General features: G+C 69.4%; 18 protein-coding genes. 10 read left to right on the top strand and 8 right to left on the bottom strand.

The features are described from left to right. Positions 1–214: 214 nt before the first annotated feature. Together AC6R2M_RS01585 and AC6R2M_RS01580 are read right to left on the bottom strand one after the other, a co-directional pair. Positions 215–2,755, bottom strand: coding sequence for an ABC transporter permease (locus AC6R2M_RS01585; RefSeq protein WP_500484829.1), 2,541 nt, complete (start codon positions 2,753–2,755; stop codon positions 215–217). After that, positions 2,752–3,459 carry an ABC transporter ATP-binding protein gene (locus AC6R2M_RS01580; protein ID WP_500484827.1) on the bottom strand — a complete coding sequence of 236 codons (708 nt, stop codon included), beginning with the start codon at positions 3,457–3,459 and terminating at the stop codon, positions 2,752–2,754. The genes AC6R2M_RS01585 and AC6R2M_RS01580 overlap by 4 nt, the downstream gene beginning before the upstream one ends. A gap of 152 nt (positions 3,460–3,611) precedes the next feature. Here AC6R2M_RS01580 and AC6R2M_RS01575 point away from each other — a divergent pair, with 152 nt between their 5' ends. Then, positions 3,612–4,274, top strand: coding sequence for an arylesterase (locus AC6R2M_RS01575; RefSeq protein WP_500484825.1), 663 nt, complete (start codon positions 3,612–3,614; stop codon positions 4,272–4,274). Here the strand turns inward: AC6R2M_RS01575 and AC6R2M_RS01570 are convergent. Then, the gene (locus AC6R2M_RS01570) at positions 4,255–4,833 is read right to left on the bottom strand and encodes a GNAT family N-acetyltransferase (RefSeq protein WP_500484823.1); all 579 of its coding nucleotides are present in this window, start codon (positions 4,831–4,833) and stop codon (positions 4,255–4,257) included. The genes AC6R2M_RS01575 and AC6R2M_RS01570 overlap by 20 nt on opposite strands. Positions 4,834–4,998: 165 nt before the next feature. On the opposite strand from AC6R2M_RS01570, the gene thpR reads away from it, so the two are divergent. From thpR to AC6R2M_RS01540, 6 genes are all read left to right on the top strand, one after another. Then, a complete protein-coding gene (thpR, locus tag AC6R2M_RS01565) occupies positions 4,999–5,583 on the top strand; it encodes an RNA 2',3'-cyclic phosphodiesterase (protein ID WP_500484820.1) in 585 nt (194 codons plus the stop codon). Between the two features lie 85 nt (positions 5,584–5,668). Next, the gene (locus AC6R2M_RS01560) at positions 5,669–6,073 is read left to right on the top strand and encodes a YkvA family protein (RefSeq protein ID WP_500484818.1); all 405 of its coding nucleotides are present in this window, start codon (positions 5,669–5,671) and stop codon (positions 6,071–6,073) included. A gap of 196 nt (positions 6,074–6,269) precedes the next feature. After that, complete coding sequence (locus AC6R2M_RS01555; protein WP_500484816.1) at positions 6,270–6,788, top strand: invasion associated locus B family protein; 519 nt, start codon at positions 6,270–6,272, stop codon at positions 6,786–6,788. A gap of 174 nt (positions 6,789–6,962) precedes the next feature. Next, positions 6,963–8,186, top strand: a complete 1,224-nt coding sequence (rlmN, locus tag AC6R2M_RS01550; RefSeq protein WP_500484814.1) for a dual-specificity RNA methyltransferase RlmN — start codon at positions 6,963–6,965, stop codon at positions 8,184–8,186. Positions 8,187–8,208: 22 nt separating this feature from the next. Further along, complete coding sequence (locus tag AC6R2M_RS01545) at positions 8,209–8,652, top strand: hypothetical protein (protein WP_500484812.1); 444 nt, start codon at positions 8,209–8,211, stop codon at positions 8,650–8,652. Next, the gene (locus AC6R2M_RS01540; RefSeq protein ID WP_500484810.1) at positions 8,649–8,870 is read left to right on the top strand and encodes a BrnA antitoxin family protein; all 222 of its coding nucleotides are present in this window, start codon (positions 8,649–8,651) and stop codon (positions 8,868–8,870) included. Before AC6R2M_RS01545 ends, AC6R2M_RS01540 begins: the two co-directional genes overlap by 4 nt. Positions 8,871–8,873: 3 nt before the next feature. Here the strand turns inward: AC6R2M_RS01540 and AC6R2M_RS01535 are convergent, their stop codons facing one another. Both AC6R2M_RS01535 and AC6R2M_RS01530 read right to left on the bottom strand, forming a co-directional pair. After that, complete coding sequence (locus AC6R2M_RS01535) at positions 8,874–9,686, bottom strand: polysaccharide deacetylase family protein (protein ID WP_500484808.1); 813 nt, start codon at positions 9,684–9,686, stop codon at positions 8,874–8,876. Further along, positions 9,683–10,453 carry a WecB/TagA/CpsF family glycosyltransferase gene (locus tag AC6R2M_RS01530; RefSeq protein ID WP_500484806.1) on the bottom strand — a complete coding sequence of 257 codons (771 nt, stop codon included), beginning with the start codon at positions 10,451–10,453 and terminating at the stop codon, positions 9,683–9,685. The genes AC6R2M_RS01535 and AC6R2M_RS01530 overlap by 4 nt, the downstream gene beginning before the upstream one ends. Positions 10,454–10,629: 176 nt before the next feature. Between AC6R2M_RS01530 and AC6R2M_RS01525 the strand changes: the two genes are divergently transcribed. Further along, positions 10,630–11,289, top strand: a complete 660-nt coding sequence (locus AC6R2M_RS01525) for a glutathione S-transferase family protein (RefSeq protein ID WP_500484804.1) — start codon at positions 10,630–10,632, stop codon at positions 11,287–11,289. Positions 11,290–11,292: 3 nt separating this feature from the next. Here AC6R2M_RS01525 and AC6R2M_RS01520 read toward each other — a convergent pair whose 3' ends face one another. Continuing rightward, the gene (locus AC6R2M_RS01520) at positions 11,293–11,937 is read right to left on the bottom strand and encodes a LysE family translocator (protein ID WP_500484802.1); all 645 of its coding nucleotides are present in this window, start codon (positions 11,935–11,937) and stop codon (positions 11,293–11,295) included. Positions 11,938–12,086: 149 nt separating this feature from the next. On the opposite strand from AC6R2M_RS01520, the gene AC6R2M_RS01515 reads away from it, so the two are divergent. Continuing rightward, complete coding sequence (locus tag AC6R2M_RS01515; protein ID WP_500484800.1) at positions 12,087–13,307, top strand: argininosuccinate synthase; 1,221 nt, start codon at positions 12,087–12,089, stop codon at positions 13,305–13,307. Between the two features lie 82 nt (positions 13,308–13,389). Here AC6R2M_RS01515 and AC6R2M_RS01510 read toward each other — a convergent pair whose 3' ends face one another. Both AC6R2M_RS01510 and putP read right to left on the bottom strand, forming a co-directional pair. Beyond that, positions 13,390–15,168, bottom strand: a complete 1,779-nt coding sequence (locus AC6R2M_RS01510; RefSeq protein WP_500484799.1) for an L-lactate permease — start codon at positions 15,166–15,168, stop codon at positions 13,390–13,392. 135 nt (positions 15,169–15,303) lie between these two features. Then, positions 15,304–16,800, bottom strand: coding sequence for a sodium/proline symporter PutP (gene putP, locus AC6R2M_RS01505; protein WP_500484797.1), 1,497 nt, complete (start codon positions 16,798–16,800; stop codon positions 15,304–15,306). A 192-nt stretch (positions 16,801–16,992) separates the two neighbouring features. Between putP and AC6R2M_RS01500 the strand changes: the two genes are divergently transcribed. Next, positions 16,993–18,012: an LLM class flavin-dependent oxidoreductase gene (locus AC6R2M_RS01500; RefSeq protein WP_500484795.1), complete on the top strand. Its 1,020-nt coding sequence runs from the start codon at positions 16,993–16,995 to the stop codon at positions 18,010–18,012. Positions 18,013–18,016: the final 4 nt, after the last annotated feature.

The following is an 18,016-nucleotide window of genomic DNA, read 5'->3' as shown; positions in this document are numbered from 1 at the left end:
TCCCGTCCGGTGTCGACGCCGCGTATCCTACGATCGCGCATCGAGGCGCCGCTGGCGGGACGCCCAGCATGCCTGAGATAGAATATGCGAAAGTCCTGCCGCTTCCACAAGGGTCGCAACGAACTCCCGGGCCGTTTTGACAGGCCTTCGTCGATTACATTTCGGTTATTCTAAACGGGCGCCGCGCCGATCCTTCCGCCGCACTTGCGCGTTCCTACAATTCGCGCAGCACCGGCGCCGCCTTCTGCCCCAGAATCCTCCAGGTCCCTGCCAGACCGAAGCCGATGGTCAGGATCAGCGAGGCGACAAGCGTCGCCAGGGCGATCGACAGGTCGAACTGGAACGGCAGCTGCATGATGCGCGAGACGACGAACCACGCCGCCAGCGCGCCCGCACCGACCGCGAAGACGGCCGTCGCCGCGCCCAGCATCGCGTATTCGGCTGCGAAGGCGCCGATCAGAGTCGGGCGCGTGGCCCCGAGCGTCTTCAGGACGACAGCGTCGTGGACACGGCCGCGATTGCCAGCCGCGAGCGCGCCCGAGAGCACGAGGACCGAGGCGACGAGCGCGACGGCCGCCGCCGCGCGGATGGCGACGGCGAGCTGCGCCACGAGATCGTTCACCGCGTCGAGCGCGTCGCGCACCCGCACGCTCGTCACCGCCGGGAAGTTTCCAGAAATGCCCGAGAGGATCGCGCGCTCCTCGCCCGGGTCGTCCCCCGGCAGGTCGAGCGTCGCGAGCCAGGCGTGCGGCGCGCCCGCGAAGGTGTTCGGCGTGAACACCATGACGAAGTTGATCGACATGGATTCCCACTCCACCGAGCGGAAATTGGCGATGGTCGCCGTGATCGAGCGGCCGAGGACGTTGACCGTCACGGTTTCGCCGACGGAAAGGCCGAGTTCCTCGCCCTCCTGCGCGGCAAAGGAGACGAGCGGCTCGCCCTCGTATCCCTCCGGCCACCATTCGCCCTCGGTGAGGGTCGAGTTCTCCGGCACATCCTGCGAATAGGTCAGGCCCCGGTCGCCGCGCAGCACCCAGGCGCCCTCCGGCGGCACGTCGAGCTCGCGCACGTCCGTGCCGTCGAGCGCGGTGATGCGGCCGCGCAGCATGGGAACGGCGGCGAGCTCGCCCTCCGGCGCCAGCGCCGCGATCCGGTCGCGGAAGGCGTCGATCTCCGCGTTCTGGATGTCCACGAAGAAGAAGTTCGGCGCGCGCGCCGCCAGCGTCGTGCCGATCTCGCGGCGAAGGTCGCTGTCGATCGCGGCGAGCGCCACGAGCAGCGTCAGCCCGAGGCCGAGCGAGAGGACGACCGAGTTCGTCAGCGCGCCCGGCCGGTGGATGTTGCCGATGGCGAGCCGGATCGGCGTCGAGGAGACGCGGGGTGCGCGCGCCGCAAGCTTGCGGATCGCGAAGGCGACGAGGCGAAGCACCACGAAGGCGACGCCCGTCGCCAGAAGGAAGGTGGAGGCGATGCGGCGGTCGTCCGCCACCAGGAGCGCGAGTCCGGCGATGGCGAGAACGATCAGCGCGACCGCCGCCACATAGGTCGGCCGGATGCGGGTGAACCCGTCCGAACCCGAACTGCGGAAGAGCGCCGTGGCCGCCACGTCGCGCGTGCCGCCGAGGGGCAGGAGCGCGAAGGCCAGCGCGGTCAGAAGGCCGAAGAGCGCCGCCACCAGAAGCGCGGACGGATAGACCGAAGCCTCCGCCGCCACCGGGATCACGCTTTCCAGAAGGCCGGCCGTCGCGAAGGGCGCGAGGATGCCGAGGACGAGCCCCAGCGCGATGCCGATGCCGGCCAGCATCAGGATTTGGACGAGATAGACCGTGACGACGAAGCGCCCGCCTGCGCCGAGCGACTTGAACACGGCGATCACGGGCCGCTTGGCGTCGAGATAGGCCGCGACGGCATTGGCGACGCCGACGCCGCCGACGATCAGCGCGGTCAGGCCGACCAGCGTCAGGAATTGCGAGAAGCGTTCGATGTTGGACTGAAGCGCGGGCGCTGCGCGCTCGGCGGTGCGGATCGACCAGCCGGCGTCGGGAAAGGCCTCGTCCGCGGCCTCCAGCACCTCGCGCGCCGGCGTGTCGGGATCGGCGAGGCCGATCTTGTAGATGTTGGACAGGAGGCTGCCCGGCTGCACCAGCCCCGTCGCGCCCATCGCGTCGAGCGAGAGCATCAGGCGCGGCGCAAAGAGGAAGCCGTCCGAGAGAACGTCCGGCTCGCGCGTCAGGACGGCGCGCAGTTCCACCTCCGTGTCGCCGATGCGCAGCGTGTCGCCCGGCTCGAGCCCGAGACGCGCGAAGAACTCGCGCGGCGCCACCGCTCCGAAGCGGCCGGCGCGCTCTTCGAGCAAGGCGGCCAGCGGCTCGGCGGGTTCGGTCTCGACCCGGCCCGCCAGCGGATAGGCGGCATCCACGGCCTTCAGCTCCGCCAGCGCCTGATCGCTGCCGTCGGGCAGGCGGGCCATGGAGCGCATCGAGAGGCTTTGCGAAACCGCGCCCCGCGCCTCCATCCATCCCCGCTCCTGCGCGCTCGCCTCGCGCTGGCCGAGATTGAAGCGCAGGTCGCCGCCGAGGATCGCCCGGCCCTCGGACGCGATCCCGGCCTGCATCATCTGCGAGACCGAGCCCACCGCCGCGATGGTCGCCACGCCGAGCGTGATGCAGGCGAGGAAGATGTAGAAGCCGCGCAACCCGCCGCGCATCTCGCGCAGCGCGAAGCGGACCGCCAGGCGGAGATCGGCCGCGCTCATTGCGCCGCGCCCAGAAGCTCCGGCGCGGCCTCTCCCGCCTCGATCCGCCCGGAGCGCACGGCGATCTCGCGCCGGCACCGCGCGGCGAGCTCGGAATCGTGGGTGACGAGCACGAGCGTCATGCCCCGACGCTTGCATTCGGCGAAGAGGAGGTCGGCGACGACGCGTCCGGTCTCGGCGTCGAGATTGCCGGTCGGCTCGTCGGCGATGAGGATGGCGGGCTCGGGCGCCAGCGCACGGGCGAGCGCGACGCGCTGCTGCTCGCCGCCCGACAGCGAGCCCGGATAGTGATCGACGCGTCCGCCCAGCCCGACCGCCTCGAGCTCGGAGCGTGCGCGCTCGAAGGCGTCGCGCCGGCCCGCCAGCTCCAGCGGCACCGCGACGTTCTCCAGCGCCGTCATGTTCGGGATGAGGTGAAAGGACTGAAAGACGATGCCGACATGGCGGCCGCGAAAGGCCGCGAGCCTGTCCTCCGAAAGCCCGGCCAGCGACTGTCCGGCGATCTCGACGAGCCCTTCGTCGGCGCGCTCCAGCCCCGCCAGGACCATCAGGAGCGTCGACTTGCCCGAGCCGGACGGCCCGACGATGCCGACGGATTCGCCCTCCCGGACGGTCAAGTCGACGCCTTTCAGGACGTGGACGCGAGACTGGCCCGAGCCGAGTGTCACATGTACGTTTTCCAGACGGATCGCGGGTTTCGCCAAGTCAGTCCCCTTCCTATGTCCCGCGAGCGGCCACGGGCCTCTCCCTTCCCGTTCGGGCGGGTAAGCCTGCCGGCCCGTCCGTTCCGGACCCGTCCCCCCGAGCGGGTCCATCGATCCTTTCACGCGTCAGCGTGCCGACATATGGGCCGAGCATGTTCCAGTTCCAAGCGATGCGCTTTCCTCGGCCGGCCTTCGCGGCCGTCTTCGCCCTTCTTCTGGCGAGCCTGCCTGTGTCGGCGCAGGAGCGGCTGGAGGTCGTCGCCTTCGGCGACAGTCTCGTCGCGGGATACGGCCTTGCGCCGGGCGAGAGCTTTCCCGAGCAGCTGGAAGCGGCGCTGCGGGACCGCGGCCACGACGTGGACGTGGTCAATGCGGGGGTCTCCGGCGACACGACCTCGGCGGGCCTTGCCCGGCTCGACTGGTCGGTGCCCGAAAGCGCCGATCTCGTCATCGTGGAGCTGGGCGCCAACGACGCCCTGCGCGGGATTTCGCCGCAGGTCGTCGGCGACAATCTCGACGAGATCCTGTCGCGCCTCACCGCCCGCCCGGACACGGACGTGATCCTGGCGGGCATGATCGCGCCGCCGAACATGGGCGGCGACTACGCGCGGGACTACAACCCGGTCTTCGAAGGGCTGGCCGAGCGCCACGACGTCGCCTTCTACCCCTTCTTCCTCGACGGGGTGGCGTCCGTCGCGGAGCTCAATCTGGAGGACCGCATGCACCCCAATGCGAGGGGCGTGGCGGTGATCGTCGAGCGCATGCTGCCGCTGGTGGAGGAGCGGCTGGAGGCGATCAGGCAGGCTCGGAGCTGACCGGCGGCAGGCGAGCCGGCCAGTCGCCGACGGTCGCAAGCGCGGCGGGCGGAAGGTCGATCGTCGCGACCGTCTCGCTGCCCTCGAAGGTGAGCCGCGCGGAAAAGCGCCGGGCGATCCGCTGCATCGCGACGTTTTCGCGCAGGCACTGGAGATCGAGCCGCTTCACGCCCGCGCCCTCGGCCTCGAACAGGAGCGCGTCGAACAGCCGCGTGCCGTGGCCGAGCCCGCGATGGGACACCTCCAGGCTGAACGCGCCCTCCGCAAATTCCGGGTTCGTCGTGTGGAGATGCAGTTCGGCGACGCCCCGCAGGACGTCTCCGTCGAAAAGGCCGACCCGGCGCACGCTCTCGCCTCGCCCGGCATAGGCGCGGATGAAGTCGTCATTGACCGGCGCGCCGAAGCGCAGGCGGCGCGAGCGCTCGTCGAGGCGCAGAAGATGGTCGCGGAAGGCGTCGGCGTCGCCCTCGACGAGCGGCCGGATCCGGCACCCGGAAAGGTTCGGGAGGTTCGGAGCTTGGACCGGCTCGGCGCCCGGTCCGGGCGTGAAGTGCAACATGGGCGGCTCTCTGTCCGACGCCTCCCACCGTCGCTCTCAAAATAGAAGCTCCGCGCAAGCTTCGCCATTCCGGACTGTGCATTGCTGCCATGCGCACCTTGAAGTGTGCGGGTGCGAATGAAAGTCTTCTTCCTGCGAATGCCTCATGAAGCGAAAGGGCCTGCCATGCCGCGCCTGTTCACCGCCATCGAGATCGCCCCCAACGCCGCTCTCTCCCTGTCCCTCCTGCGCGGCGGCCTGCCGTCGGCCCGCTGGATCGAGCCGGAGAACTACCATCTCACCCTTCGCTTCATCGGGGACATCGACGCCCGCACGGCCGACGAGGTCGTCGCCCATCTCGACCGCATCGAACGCGCGCCCTTCTCGATCGCGCTGAACGGCCTCGACGCCTTCGGGTCCAAGAAGCCCCATTCCGTCTACGCCTCGGTGGCCCCCTGCGAGGCGCTGGACGCGCTGCAGGGCGAGATCGACCGCACGCTGAAGCGCCTCGGCGTGGCGGCCGACGCACGCCGCTTCGTGCCGCACGTGACGCTGGCGCGGCTGCGCAACGCCAAGTCCGAGGACGTGGCGCGCTATCTGTCTTCGCGCGGCGGCTTCCGCACCCCGCCCTTCGAGGTCGGGCGCTTCGGCCTGTTCTCGTCCAAGGATTCGGTCGGCGGCGGCCCCTACGTCCTGGAGGAGGCCTTCACCCTGTCCGGCCGCCGGCGCGCCGGCGCAGCCCGCGAGGGCATCGCCGCCTTCGCGAGCTGAGCGACGACCGACGAAGGAGGGCGTCCACCTTGGAGCGGTGGGCGCCCTTTCCTATCTTCCCCTTCGGATCGAAGGAGAAGCGACCTTGGAACTCCAGCGGGAGCGAATCGGCGAAATCCTCGCGCCGGGAACGGAAGACGAGCAGGCGGCGCGCGAGGAGACCGTTCGCCGCGGCTTCTTCTCGACGCTCAAACGCGCCGCCCGGCACCTTCCCTTCGTCGAGGACGTCGTCGCCTCCTATTACTGCGCGCTGGACACGAGGACGCCGGCGCGCACGCGCGGCATCCTTCTCGCCGCCCTCGCCTATCTCGTCCTGCCCTTCGACGTGATCCCCGACTTCATCGTCGGGCTCGGCTACACCGACGACGCCGCCGTCCTTCTCGCCGCCTTCAGCGCGGTGCAGCGCGACATCCGCCCGCGCCACTACGCCAAGGCGAGAGCGACGCTCGGCAAGGAGGGCGCCGCGTCCGGGGCCGGGATGGAGGACTGACCCCTTCGCGGTTCACATCTTCGCGATGGTTCGCTTGCGAAGGAGAACGCCGGGCGGCCTCGGTTCCAGTTCCGCCGTCCTGTCTTGAAACAGCCCGATTTCGGCGTCCGTTTACGGACGATAAACGGCTTTCGACATAAGTTCGAGACAGTTGCTCTCCTTCCACAGCGAGGCGACGGGCGATCCCCTGAAGTGAATGACCAGCGAGGAGGCATCCTTGAAAAAAGTCCTGACGGCCGCGGCGGCTTTCGTGATCCTTTCGAGCGCGGCCGTCGCAGCCCAGACGCCGAGCCGCATCAACCAGTTCAACGCATGGGGGTCCTACTCCTACGACCAGAACGGCACGAAGGTCTGCTACGTCCTGTCGACGCCGACCGCGATGCAGCCCTCCACCGTGAACCACGGCGACATCTTCTTCCTCGTCTCCCAGAAGCCCGGTCAGAACGCCTACGAGCCGCAGGTCGTGATGGGCTATCCGATGCGCGAGGGCAGCCAGGTGACCGTGGACGTGGACGGCAACAAGTTCACGCTGTTCACGCGCGGCGAGTCCGCCTGGGTCGAGGACGCCTCCAAGGAGCCGGCCCTCGTCGCCGCCATGCGCGGCGGTCGCCAGATGACGGTCAGCGCCACCTCGGCGCGCGGCACGGCGACGAGCTACACCTACTCGCTGTCCGGCATCACGGCGGCGATCCAGTCGATCAACAGCTGCAGCTGATCGGCCCCGGACGCTTCGAACGACAGGACCACGGCCGCGTTTTCGCGGCGGGCCGTGGTCGCCCGCCGTGGCCGAAACGCTTGCGATTTGCCGCCCGAAGGCGCATCTACCCTCGATCCGCTTGATAAAGACGACGACGAGGGACCGGCGCGTGCACCGCCGGCATGTCCGCCGATGAGCCTGACGATCGACCTTTCCGAGCCCGCCGCCCGCCCGAGGCCCGCCGCGACGCAGGCCGCGCCGGCCGCCGGTCCGCGCTCGCTGCTCGGCCTGTCGCGCGAGGAGCTCGGCGACGCCCTGGCGGAAGCGGGCGTCGCGCCCAAGCAGATCCGCATGCGCACCGCCCAGCTCTGGCACTGGCTCTATGTGCGCGGCGTGAAGGACTTCTCGCAGATGGCCAACATCTCCGCGCCCCTGCGCGCGGCGCTGGCCGAGCGGTTCGAGATCCGCCGCCCCGAGATCGTCGAGGAGCAGATCTCCGTCGACGGCACGCGCAAATGGCTCTTCCGCTTCCCGCCGCGCGGCGCCGGCCGGCCCGTCGAGATCGAGACCGTCTACATCCCGGAGGAAGGGCGCGGCACGCTCTGCGTCTCGTCCCAGGTCGGCTGCACCCTCACCTGCACCTTCTGCCACACGGGCACGCAGCGCCTCGTCCGCAATCTGGAGCCGTCCGAGATCGTCGGCCAGCTCCTGACGGCGCGCGAGCGGCTGGGCGACTTCCCGGACGAGAACACGCCGGAAGGCGCGATCGTGCCCTCCGAAGGGCGCCTCGTCTCGAACGTCGTCATGATGGGCATGGGCGAGCCGCTCTACAATTACGACAACGTCGCCAAGGCTTTGGACGTGATCTCGGACGGCGACGGGCTGTCGCTCTCCAAGCGCCGCATCACGCTTTCGACGTCCGGCGTCGTGCCCATGATCCGCCGCACCGGCGAGGAGATGGGCGTCATGCTCGCCATCTCGCTCCACGCGGTGACGGACGAGCTGCGCGACGTGCTCGTGCCGATCAACAAGAAGTACCCCATCGCCGAGCTCATGCAGGCCTGCCGGGAGTATCCGGGCCTGTCCAACGCGCGGCGCATCACCTTCGAATACGTGATGCTCAAGGGCGTCAACGACAGTCTCGACGATGCGCGCGAACTCGTCCGGCTGCTCAAGGGCATTCCGGCCAAGATCAATCTGATCCCGTTCAACCCCTGGCCCGGCAGCCCCTACGAGTGCTCGGACTGGGACCAGATCGAGCGCTTCGCCGATCTCGTGAACGACGCCGGCTACGCCTCGCCGATCCGCACGCCGCGCGGACGCGACATCTTCGCCGCCTGCGGTCAGCTCAAGTCGGAATCGGAGCGCATGAAAAAGGGCGACCGGCTGGCGCTGGAAGCGACCGTCGCGGTCTGAGCACGGGAAGGCCGAACCTCCCGTGATCGCCGTCCTGCGCTTTCTCTTCGTGATCCCGCTCGGCTTCGTCGCCGGGTGCCTCGCGGCGGCCTTCGCCTTGCTCTGGCCGTTCCTGGCCCTGCCCGCCGGATGGTGGAACGACCCGTTCCTGCTCTTCGAGCTCTTTCTCGGCCTCATCGCGCAGGCCGGGCAGATCGGCGCGGCGGCGCTCATGCCCTGGGCGGTCTTCATGGTTCTGACGGAAAGCCTTCGCTGGTCCTCCTTCCTGCTCCACGCCGCGACGGGCGCCCTGGCCGGTCTGGCTCTGGCACAGCTCTGGTACGGGGGCGACGCGCCTGCCGCCATCCGCACCGCGATGATCGTCGGCGGGCTCGGATTCTTCATGGTCTACTGGATCGTCGCCGGCCGCAGCGCGGGCCATTGGCGACACCGCCCCGCCCCCGCGACACGAGAGGACACGCCATGACCCGACGCCCGACCAGCGCGCGCGACGCAGCGGAGGCCGCGTTCAAATCCGCGACCGCCAAGGCGCCCGAGCGGTTGAAGGAGCCGGCGAAGGTGCCGGGCGTGCGCGAAAGCGTGACGCTGCGGATCGACGCCGACGTGCTGGAGCGCTTCCAGGAGGACGGGCCGGGCTGGCAGGACCGGATGAACGACGCGCTCCGAAAGGCCGTCGGTCTCTGAGCGTCAGGCCGTCTGCGGCTTCTGCAGGCCCGACAGTCCCTCGTCGATCAGCCGCCAGCGGTCCATCGCGCCGTCGCACAGCGCCGGGAAGAGCCAGTCGGGATCGCCGGACTCGACCTTCACGCGCGGGAGAAGCATCGCGTCGTCGCCCTGCGCGAGCGCCCCGTGCAGCGAGGTGAAGGCGCTCGTATAGCCGGCCTCGGAGAGGATCGAAGCGGCCGCAGGCGAAACGTCGCGGCGCGTGCCGAAGGGGTAGGCGAATGAGGTCACGGGCCGGCCGACGATATCTTCCAGCCGGGCCTTGGAATCGACGGCCTCCCGCCTCCCCTCCTGCGCCGGCAGCGTTCCCATCGAGCGATGGTTCATCGTGTGCGAGCCGATGGTGACGCCGCCATCCGCGACCTCGCGCAGTTCGGCTGGCGAGAGAATTTCGTAGCCCTCCGGCGAGCCGCCGAGCGCATAGAGGACCGACGGGATCGCGTGCTTGCGCAGGATCGGCAACGCGACATGGAGGACGGACGGATCGCCGTCGTCCATGGTCACCAGCACCGAGCCGTCCTTCAGACCGATCTCGCCGCGCACATGCCGCTCGACCTCGTCCAGCGAGACCGCGCGCTTCTCGCGCGCCAGGAACGCCATCTCGCGCTCGAAGGCCTCCGCCGTCACCGTGAAGGGCATGCGCGTCGCCGGACCGAAGCGGTGATAGGTGAGAACCCGCACGCCCGTGCCGCGCGTCAGCCGGCCGAGCGCGCCGACGCCGGCCCGCGCGGCCTTCTTGGCGATCCAGCGCTTCCGGGCGATCGGGCGCTCTCTCATGATCGGTCTCCTGAAGCGTTGGACAAGCGTTCGCGGAACGCCCTGTCCTTCGGAAGAGAGCGCATGACCCGCGCCAGATAGAGCGGATTTCCGAGAAGGTAACGCGGCACCTTGCGCGGCTGGCGCATCATCAGATGCACCCATTCCAGCCCGGCGCGGCGCATGAAGCCCGGCGCGCGCTGGAGATTGCCGTGCCAGTACTCGAAGAAGCCGCCGACCGCGACGAAGAGCGCGTCCGGCGCCGCCTCGCGATGGGCCTCGACCCAGCGCTCCTGGATCGGATTGCCCATGCCGACGAGGACGAGATTGGCGCCCGACCGGCGAATGTCCTCCGCCACCGTCCGGCTCGCGGCCTCGTCGAGATAGCCGTGATGGGCGCCGACGAACTCGACCTCGGGAAAGAGCCGCCTCGCGCCTTCGAGAACACGCGCGATCCGGTCCGGCGCCGAGCCGACGAGATAACAGCGCACGCCCGGACGCCGCTTCAGCACCGCCGGCACCAGATCCGTGCCGTTGAGGTTGGCCTGGAGCCTCAGGCCCTGCAGCCGCGCGGCCCAGCGCACGCCCGTTCCGTCGCCGAAGACGAGGCTCGCCGCGTTCAGCGTGTCGCGGAAAGCGGGATCGGCGGCGGCGTGGTTCAGCGTGTGGGCGTTGACGAAGACGAGCGAGCGCGGCCCCGTTCCGTCCACGAGCGCGCGGACGTGATCCGCCGCCGCCTCGAAGGCCTCATCGGTGATCGTCACGCCGAGAATGCGATAGAGACGCATCGGGGCTGGTCCTCGAAGGGCCGGAACGCCCCGTCTTCGCGATATGGACCGGCGGGGGCCACCGTCAGGTAAACGGAGCGCCATTCGCCGGTCCGATGGTAAACGCTTCGCAGGAGCGGGCGGGAACCGATAGGGCGCGGCGAGCGCTGACACGACGTGCGAAGACAGGCGAGACGATGATCACGATCCACCATCTCAACAATTCCCGCTCGCAGCGCGTGCTCTGGCTCCTGGAGGAGTTGGGCCTGCCCTACGAGATCGAGCACTATCGGCGCGGCAAGAACCTTCGCGCGCCGGCCGAGCTGAAGGCCGTCGATCCGCTCGGCAAGGCGCCGATCCTGCAGGAGAACGGCCTGACGCTGACCGAGACGGGCGCGATCGTGGAGTACATCGTCGAGACCCATGCGCGCGGCCGCCTGACGCCCGAGCCCGGCAGCCCCGCCTACTGGCAGTGCCGCCACTTCATGCACCATGCGGAGGGAACGGCGATGCCGCCGCTGTTCCTCAAGCTCGTCACGATCGAGATGCCCAAGCGCGCGCCCTTCTTCGCGCGCGGCATCCTGAAGTCGGCCATGGCGACGCTGGACCGCGCGCTGGTGGCGCCCGAGATCGCCGCCAATCTCGACCATTGGGAGCGCGCGTTGCAGACCTCCGGCTGGTTCTCGGGAGCGGATTTCTCGGTCGCCGACGTGATGATGAGCTTCCCGGTCGAGGCGGGCGCGAGCCGCGTGGACTATTCGCGCCACCCCGCGGTGAAGGACTTCCTCGCCCGCATCCACGCCCGCCCCGCCTATAAGGCGGCGCTGGAGAAAGGCGGCCCCTACGCCTACGCCTGAACCTCAGGCGCGGGCGAGCAGGATCTGCAGCGCGAAGGCGGAGAAGATGCTGGCGAAGACGTAGTCGATCGCCCGCATGACCCTCGGCTTGGCCTTCAGGAACCGCGCGAAGCGGTCGGCCGCCAGGATCATCGCGATCGCGATCGGGGTCGCGATGACGATGAAGTAGATGCCGAGGAAGAAGAGCTTGCCGGTCGCGTTCGGGTCGCTCACCGAGACGAACTGCGGCAGGAAGGTCACGAAGAAGAGCACGATCTTCGGGTTCAGGAGGTTGATCCCGACGCCGGTCGCCCAGTTGCGGACGAGCGAGACCTGCCGCCTGGGACGCGCCGTCTCGTCGAGATTCAGCGCCGAGCCGAAGCGCAGCGCCTGCACCGCGAGAAAGACGAGATAGCCCGCGCCGGCCACCTTCAGCGCCAGGAACGCTTCCGGCGAGGCCGCGATTAGCGCCGAGAGGCCGAAGGCCGCGAGGGTCGTATGCACGACGACGCCCGAGGTCGCGCCGAACATCGCCGCCAGTCCGGCCGCGCGACCCTGCGCCAGCGTGCGGCCGAGAAAGAGCGTCATGTCCGGTCCGGGCGTGATGGTGAGGATCACCGCCGCCAGCGTGAAGGCGAGAAGGGCCGGAAGGTCGGGGACGAAGCTCATCGGAGCGGCTCGAAGATTGCGGAGCGTGCAGCGTTACTCCCGCGCCGATGCCCGCGCCACCCGAATTTTCGGGCCACGCCTCGCATGGCCCGCCCTTCTGATGTAGAGGCCACCTCCGGAACGGAACCCGAAACGGAGAACCCGGCACGATGGCCCTCCCCCGCGACGTCAAGAAGGTCGTCCTCGCCTATTCCGGCGGCCTCGACACCTCGATCATCCTGAAATGGCTGCAGACCGAACTCGGCGCGGAGGTCGTCACCTTCACCGCCGATCTCGGCCAGGGCGAGGAGCTGGAGCCGGCGCGCCGCAAGGCCGAGATGCTCGGCATCAAGGAAATCTTCATCGAGGACGTGCGCGAGGAGTTCGTCTCCGACTTCGTCTTCCCGATGTTCCGCGCCAACGCGGTCTACGAGGGCGTCTATCTCCTCGGCACCTCGATCGCCCGGCCGCTGATCTCCAAGCACCTGATCGAGATCGCCAAGAAGACCGGCGCCGACGCCATCGCGCACGGCGCGACCGGCAAGGGCAACGATCAGGTCCGCTTCGAGCTGTCGGCCTACGCCTTGAACCCGGACATCAAGATCATCGCGCCCTGGCGCGACTGGTCGTTCAAGTCGCGCACCGACCTTCTGGACTTCGCCGAGAAGAACCAGATCCCGGTCGCCAAGGACAAGCAGGGCGAGGCCCCCTTCTCGGTCGACGCGAACCTGCTGCACTCCTCGTCCGAGGGCAAGGTGCTGGAGGACCCGGCCGTGGCCGCGCCCGAATATGTCCACATGCGCACCATCTCCCCGGAAGACGCGCCCGACGTCGCCACCACGATCACGATCGGCTTCGAGCGCGGCGACGCGGTCTCGATCGACGGGCAGCGCCTGTCGCCGGCCACGCTTCTTGCCAAGCTGAACGATCTCGGCCGCGACAACGGCATCGGCCGTCTGGACCTCGTGGAGAACCGCTTCGTCGGCATGAAGTCGCGCGGCGTCTACGAGACGCCCGGCGGCACGATCCTGCTCGCGGCGCACCGCGCGATCGAGTCGATCACGCTCGACCGGGGTGCCGCGCATCTGAAGGACGAGCTGATGCCGCGCTATGCGGAGCTCATCTATTACGGCTTCTGGTTCTCGCCGGAGCGCGAGATGCTGCAGGCCGCGATCGACCATTCGCAGCGTCATGTCGAGGGCGAGGTGACGCTCAAGCTCTACAAGGGCAACGTCATGGTCACCGGCCGCACGAGCCCGAAGTCGCTCTACTCCGACAAGCTCGTCACCTTCGAGGACGACCGGGGCGCCTACGACCAGAAGGACGCGGCGGGCTTCATCAAGCTGAACGCCCTGCGCCTTCGCACGCTCGCCAAGCGCGACCGGATCTGACGCGGGGGCCGATCCCGAACGGCAAACGAAAAGGCCCGGCGGATCGCTCCGCCGGGCCTTTTTCATGAGGCGCGCCGCGCGCCTACTCGGCGGCGGCCATGGCCGTGCGCTCGCGTCCCCGGTTCATCGTCATCGCCGTGACGACGCCGGCCAGCCAGACGAATGCGAGAACCCACCAGACGCCGCCATAGATGAAGCCCATGCCGACGAGCCCCGCCTGGACGACGTAGTAGGTCATCGGGATCAGCGTCATGCGGATCACGTCGCCCTCCCGGTCGGTGAGCCCGACCACGGCGGAGGCTGCGACGACATTGTGGACGCAGATCATGTTGCCGGCCGCCCCGCCCACGGCCTGAAGCGCGACGACGAGCATGGTGCCGACGCCCGCCAGCCCGATCTGCTCGGCCGCGGAGAACTGGAACAGCGAGAACATCATGTTCGAAACGGTGTTCGAGCCCGCGATGAAGGCGCCGAGCGAGCCGATGAGCGGCGCGAAGAGCGGCCAGGAGGCACCGGCCACGCCGGCCACGCTCTCGGCGAGCACCAGCGGCATGGAGTTGAGCGTGCCGCCGCCGGTGTTCAGGAAGACCTGAACCATCGGCACCGCGATGAGAAGCGCGGGCGCGGCCGCGACCATCGTGCGCGCGGAGCCGCTCCAGGCCCGCGCATAGGCCGCCGCGCTCATCCGGTAGACGAAGAAGGCGACGAGCGAGGAGAGGATGAGGATGAAGCCCGGCGAGTAGAGAAGCTGCGCCGACGCGTTGATGCCCGAGCCGAAGAGGTCGGTCATCGACAGCGTCGCGGCCTCCGAGCGCAGCGCGCTCTGCAGCGGCGTGACGACGCGCGTGAGGACCAGGAGCGCGGCGACGACGAGATAGGGCGACCAGGCGCGCAGGAGCGAGATGCCCTGCCCCGCGGGCGCGGCGGCCTGCCGGACGTCGGCGGCGCCGAGCGTTCCGAACCAGTGCTCGTTCCAGCCGGCCCGCCGGGGGAAGTCGAAGCGCTCCCGTGGCAGGAGGAAGCCGGCGCGAGCCGCCGGAACCACGATGAGAAGGCCGATGAGACCGCCGAGAAGCGAGGGAAATTCCGGGCCGAGCAGGAAGGCGACGAGCGTATAGGGCACCGTGAAGGCGAGCCCGGCGAAGAGCGCGAAGGGCCAGACCGCGAAGCCCTCGCGGAACGACCGGCTGGCGCCGAAGAAGCGCGTCAGCATGCCGACCATGAGAAGCGGGATGACGAAGCCGACGATGGCATGCAGCAGCGCCACATTGGCCGCGACCTGCACCACGTAGTCGGAGACCGCCGTCGGCGCGATGGATGTCGCCACCGCCGGATCGCCGCCCAGTCCCGTCGCCACGCCGACGAGCATCGGCGTTCCCACCGCGCCGAAGGAGACCGGGACCGACTGGATGATGAGGGTGACGAGGACCGCCGCCATCGCCGGAAACCCGATCGCGACGAGCAGCGGCGCCGCGACCGCCGCCGGCGTTCCGAAGCCCGACGCGCCCTCGATCATGGACCCGAACATCCAGGCGATGATGATGGCCTGGATGCGCCGGTCGGGCGAGAGGTCGGTGAAGCCGTCGCGAATGGCGCGGATCGCACCGCTCTCCTGCACCGTCTGCAGGAGAAGGATCGCACCGAAGATGATGAAGAGCAGGGTGAGGGCCGTGACGAGGCCGTTGACCGTCGCGCCCGCGACGGTGCCCGCGCTCTGGCCCCAGACCGCCATGGCGAGGACGACGGTCGCGACATAGGCGACCAGCATGGCGAGCTTGGCCGACCGCCGCATCGCGACGAGCAGGACGAAGACGATCCCGATCGGCAAGAGCGCCAGGACGAACAGCAGGGATTGGTTCACGCGGATGTCCTCCCAAACAAGGCGTTCCGCGAAAGCTACCCGTCAACGGGCGGCCTGTCCTCCCCAAACGTCGAAATTCGTTAGCCTCCCATACAGTTGAGGGAAGGCGGCGGCGAAACACGCCGCCGCTTTGATTCAGCCTCGGGCGGCCAGCGCCCGGAACTCGCCCGCATCCTTCGTCGCCCGGCTGACGAGGACGATGGCGATCATGGCGGCGGCAAAGCCCGGGATCATCTCGTAGATCCCCTCCCCGCCGAGGAACGAGGCGTTCCAGCCGAGCGCGATCCAGCCGATGACCACGGCCGCGCCGGTGACGAGGCCGGCGATGGCGCCCGCACCGGTCATGCGCGGCCAGGTGAGCGCGAGCAGGATCAGCGGGCCGAAGGCCGCGCCGAAGCCGGCCCAGGCGTTGGCGACGAGGCCGAGGACCTGCGAGTTCGGGTCGCGCGCGATGATCGCGGCCGCGACCGCGACGAGGACGACCGAGATGCGGCCGACGAGCACCAGCTCCGACCCCGTCGCCTCGCGCCGCAGGAAGAGGTGGTAGAAATCCTCCGTCAGCGAGGACGCGGCGACGATCAGCTGGGAGGAGATGGTCGACATGATCGCGGCCAGCAGCGCGGCGAGGAGGAAGCCCGTGATGAGCGGGTGGAAGAGGACGTTGGCGAAGACGATGAAGATCGTTTCCGGATCGGCGACATCCAGTCCCGTGCGCTCGGCATAGACGCGCCCGAGAATGCCGACGGCGATGGCGCCGACCAGCGAGACCGCCATCCAGGAAAGGCCGATCGCGGCCGCCTTCGGCGCATCGGCCGCCGAGCGCATGGCCATGAAGCGCACGATGATGTGGGGCTGGCCGAAATAGCCGAGGCCCCAGGCCACGGCCGAAAGGAAGCCGAGGAAGGTGATGCCGCTCGTCAGCGACAGGAAAGTAGGATCGATCGCGGCCACCGTCTCGGCGATGCCCGAGGCGCCGCCGACCGCCGGGTCGAGGAAGACCACGATCGGGATGAGGACGAGGGCGAGCATCATGATGCCGCCCTGCAGGACGTCGGTGAGGCTGACGGCCATGAAGCCGCCGACGACGGAGTAGATCAGGACGACGCCGAGCGTGAGCCAGATGCCGAGCGCGTAGTCCGACACGCCCGGAACGTCGACGAGCGGGGCGAAGGCGGTCTCGAACAGGCGCCCGCCCGCGACGAGCCCCGAGGCCGTGTAGACGGCGAAGAAGACGACGATGATGAGCGCCGAGACCACCCGCAGGGCGCGGGCGCGGCTGGGGAAGCGGTTGGCGAGGAAGGCTGGAACGGTCAGCGCGTCGTCGTAGCGCTCCGTCTGCTCGCGAAGGCGCGGCGCGACGATAATCCAGTTGGCGAACGCGCCGAGGAAGAGACCGATGCCGATCCAGGCCTCGACGAGGCCGGAGGCGTAGAGCGCGCCGGGCAGGCCGAGCAGCAGCCAGCCGCTCATGTCGGAGGCGCCCGCCGACAGCGCCGCGACGCCGGGGGAAAGGCCCCGGCCGCCCAGAACGTAGTGCTCCGACGTCGCCGCGGCGTTCTTCCAGGCATAATAGGCGATGCCGAGCGTCAGCCCGAAATACAGCGCGAGGCTGATCCAGATGCCGATATCCATGGGACCCTTCGAAGTCGGGCGCGGCCGGGCGGAGGCTCACGACGTCGCGCCGAAAAGGGCAAGCCCTAGACGGAAAGGCTCCCGCCGCCAACCTTTCGCCACGAAGCACCTTACGGCGGGACGGCGAGGCCTCCCTCGACATCGTGCGTTCGCCTTACCATCTGCGGGGAGAACAGCCGGAGCCGCCCTGCGATGATCCCCTATTCCCTCCTCGACCTCACCCCCGTGCCCGAGGGCTCGACGCCCGCCGACGCGCTGGCGAACACCCTCGATCTCGCCCAGCACGCCGAATCGCTCGGCTACCACCGCTACTGGCTGGCCGAGCATCACAACATGCCCGGCATCGCGAGCGCGGCGACGTCCGTCGTGATCGGGCATGTGGCGGCGGGCACGAAGACGATCCGCGTCGGCGCCGGCGGCATCATGCTGCCGAACCACGCTCCGCTGGTCATCGCCGAGCAGTTCGGCACGCTGGCGACGCTCTTTCCCGGCCGCATCGACCTCGGCGTCGGGCGCGCGCCGGGCACCGACATGATGACGGCGCGCGCGCTTCGGCGAAGCCTGGAGAACTCCGACAACTTCCCCCAGGACGTCTTCGAGCTGATGGCCTATTTCGAGGACGTCGAGCCGAACCAGCGCGTCCAGGCGGTGCCGGGCGGAGGCACCCATGTGCCGGTCTGGATCCTCGGCTCATCGCTCTACGGCGCGCAGCTCGCGGCCCATCTCGGCCTGCCCTACGCCTTCGCCTCGCATTTCGCCCCGGCCGCGCTGGAGCAGGCGGCCTCGATCTATCGCGAGACCTTCCGGTCCTCCGCGACGCTGGAGGCGCCCTATTTCATGCTGGCCGCCAACGTCTTCGCCGCGCCGAGCGACGAGGAGGCGCATTATCTGCGGACCTCCATGCAGCAATCCTTCGCGCGGCTGCGCTCGGGCCAGCCGGGTCTCCTGCCCCCGCCCGTCGAGGACATCGAGGCCGAGATCGGCGCGGCCGGCATGGCGATGGTGGAGGAGGCGATGCGCGTCTCGGCCGTCGGCTCCCCCGAGACCGTGCGCCGCGAACTCTCGCGCCTCATCGAGACCCACCGGCCGGACGAGATCATCCTGACCGGGATGATTCACGATCACGAGGCGCGCAAGCGCTCCTTCACGATCGCGGCCGACGCCATGCGCTCGCTCGGCTCCGGGGCGGTCCGGGCCGAGGCGGCGGAGTGAGGGC

The organism is Aureimonas sp. CAS (assembly GCF_059838215.1).
This window is presented reverse-complemented; position numbering and strand designations above follow the sequence as displayed.

Bases quoted from the DNA above. Each gene is read 5' to 3' on its own strand.
- AC6R2M_RS01530 (WP_500484806.1), bottom strand. From the start codon at position 10,453: ATGCGTCTCTATCGCATTCTCGGCGTGACGATCACCGATGAGGCCTTC.
- AC6R2M_RS01500 (WP_500484795.1), top strand. From the start codon at position 16,993: ATGATCCCCTATTCCCTCCTCGACCTCACCCCCGTGCCCGAGGGCTCG.
- rlmN (WP_500484814.1), top strand. From the start codon at position 6,963: ATGAGCCTGACGATCGACCTTTCCGAGCCCGCCGCCCGCCCGAGGCCC.
- AC6R2M_RS01555 (WP_500484816.1), top strand. From the start codon at position 6,270: ATGACCAGCGAGGAGGCATCCTTGAAAAAAGTCCTGACGGCCGCGGCG.
- AC6R2M_RS01535 (WP_500484808.1), bottom strand. From the start codon at position 9,686: ATGAGAGAGCGCCCGATCGCCCGGAAGCGCTGGATCGCCAAGAAGGCC.
- AC6R2M_RS01515 (WP_500484800.1), top strand. From the start codon at position 12,087: ATGGCCCTCCCCCGCGACGTCAAGAAGGTCGTCCTCGCCTATTCCGGC.
- putP (WP_500484797.1), bottom strand. From the start codon at position 16,800: ATGGATATCGGCATCTGGATCAGCCTCGCGCTGTATTTCGGGCTGACG.
- AC6R2M_RS01570 (WP_500484823.1), bottom strand. From the start codon at position 4,833: ATGTTGCACTTCACGCCCGGACCGGGCGCCGAGCCGGTCCAAGCTCCG.
- AC6R2M_RS01540 (WP_500484810.1), top strand. From the start codon at position 8,649: ATGACCCGACGCCCGACCAGCGCGCGCGACGCAGCGGAGGCCGCGTTC.
- AC6R2M_RS01525 (WP_500484804.1), top strand. From the start codon at position 10,630: ATGATCACGATCCACCATCTCAACAATTCCCGCTCGCAGCGCGTGCTC.
- thpR (WP_500484820.1), top strand. From the start codon at position 4,999: ATGCCGCGCCTGTTCACCGCCATCGAGATCGCCCCCAACGCCGCTCTC.
- AC6R2M_RS01585 (WP_500484829.1), bottom strand. From the start codon at position 2,755: ATGAGCGCGGCCGATCTCCGCCTGGCGGTCCGCTTCGCGCTGCGCGAG.
- AC6R2M_RS01520 (WP_500484802.1), bottom strand. From the start codon at position 11,937: ATGAGCTTCGTCCCCGACCTTCCGGCCCTTCTCGCCTTCACGCTGGCG.
- AC6R2M_RS01575 (WP_500484825.1), top strand. From the start codon at position 3,612: ATGTTCCAGTTCCAAGCGATGCGCTTTCCTCGGCCGGCCTTCGCGGCC.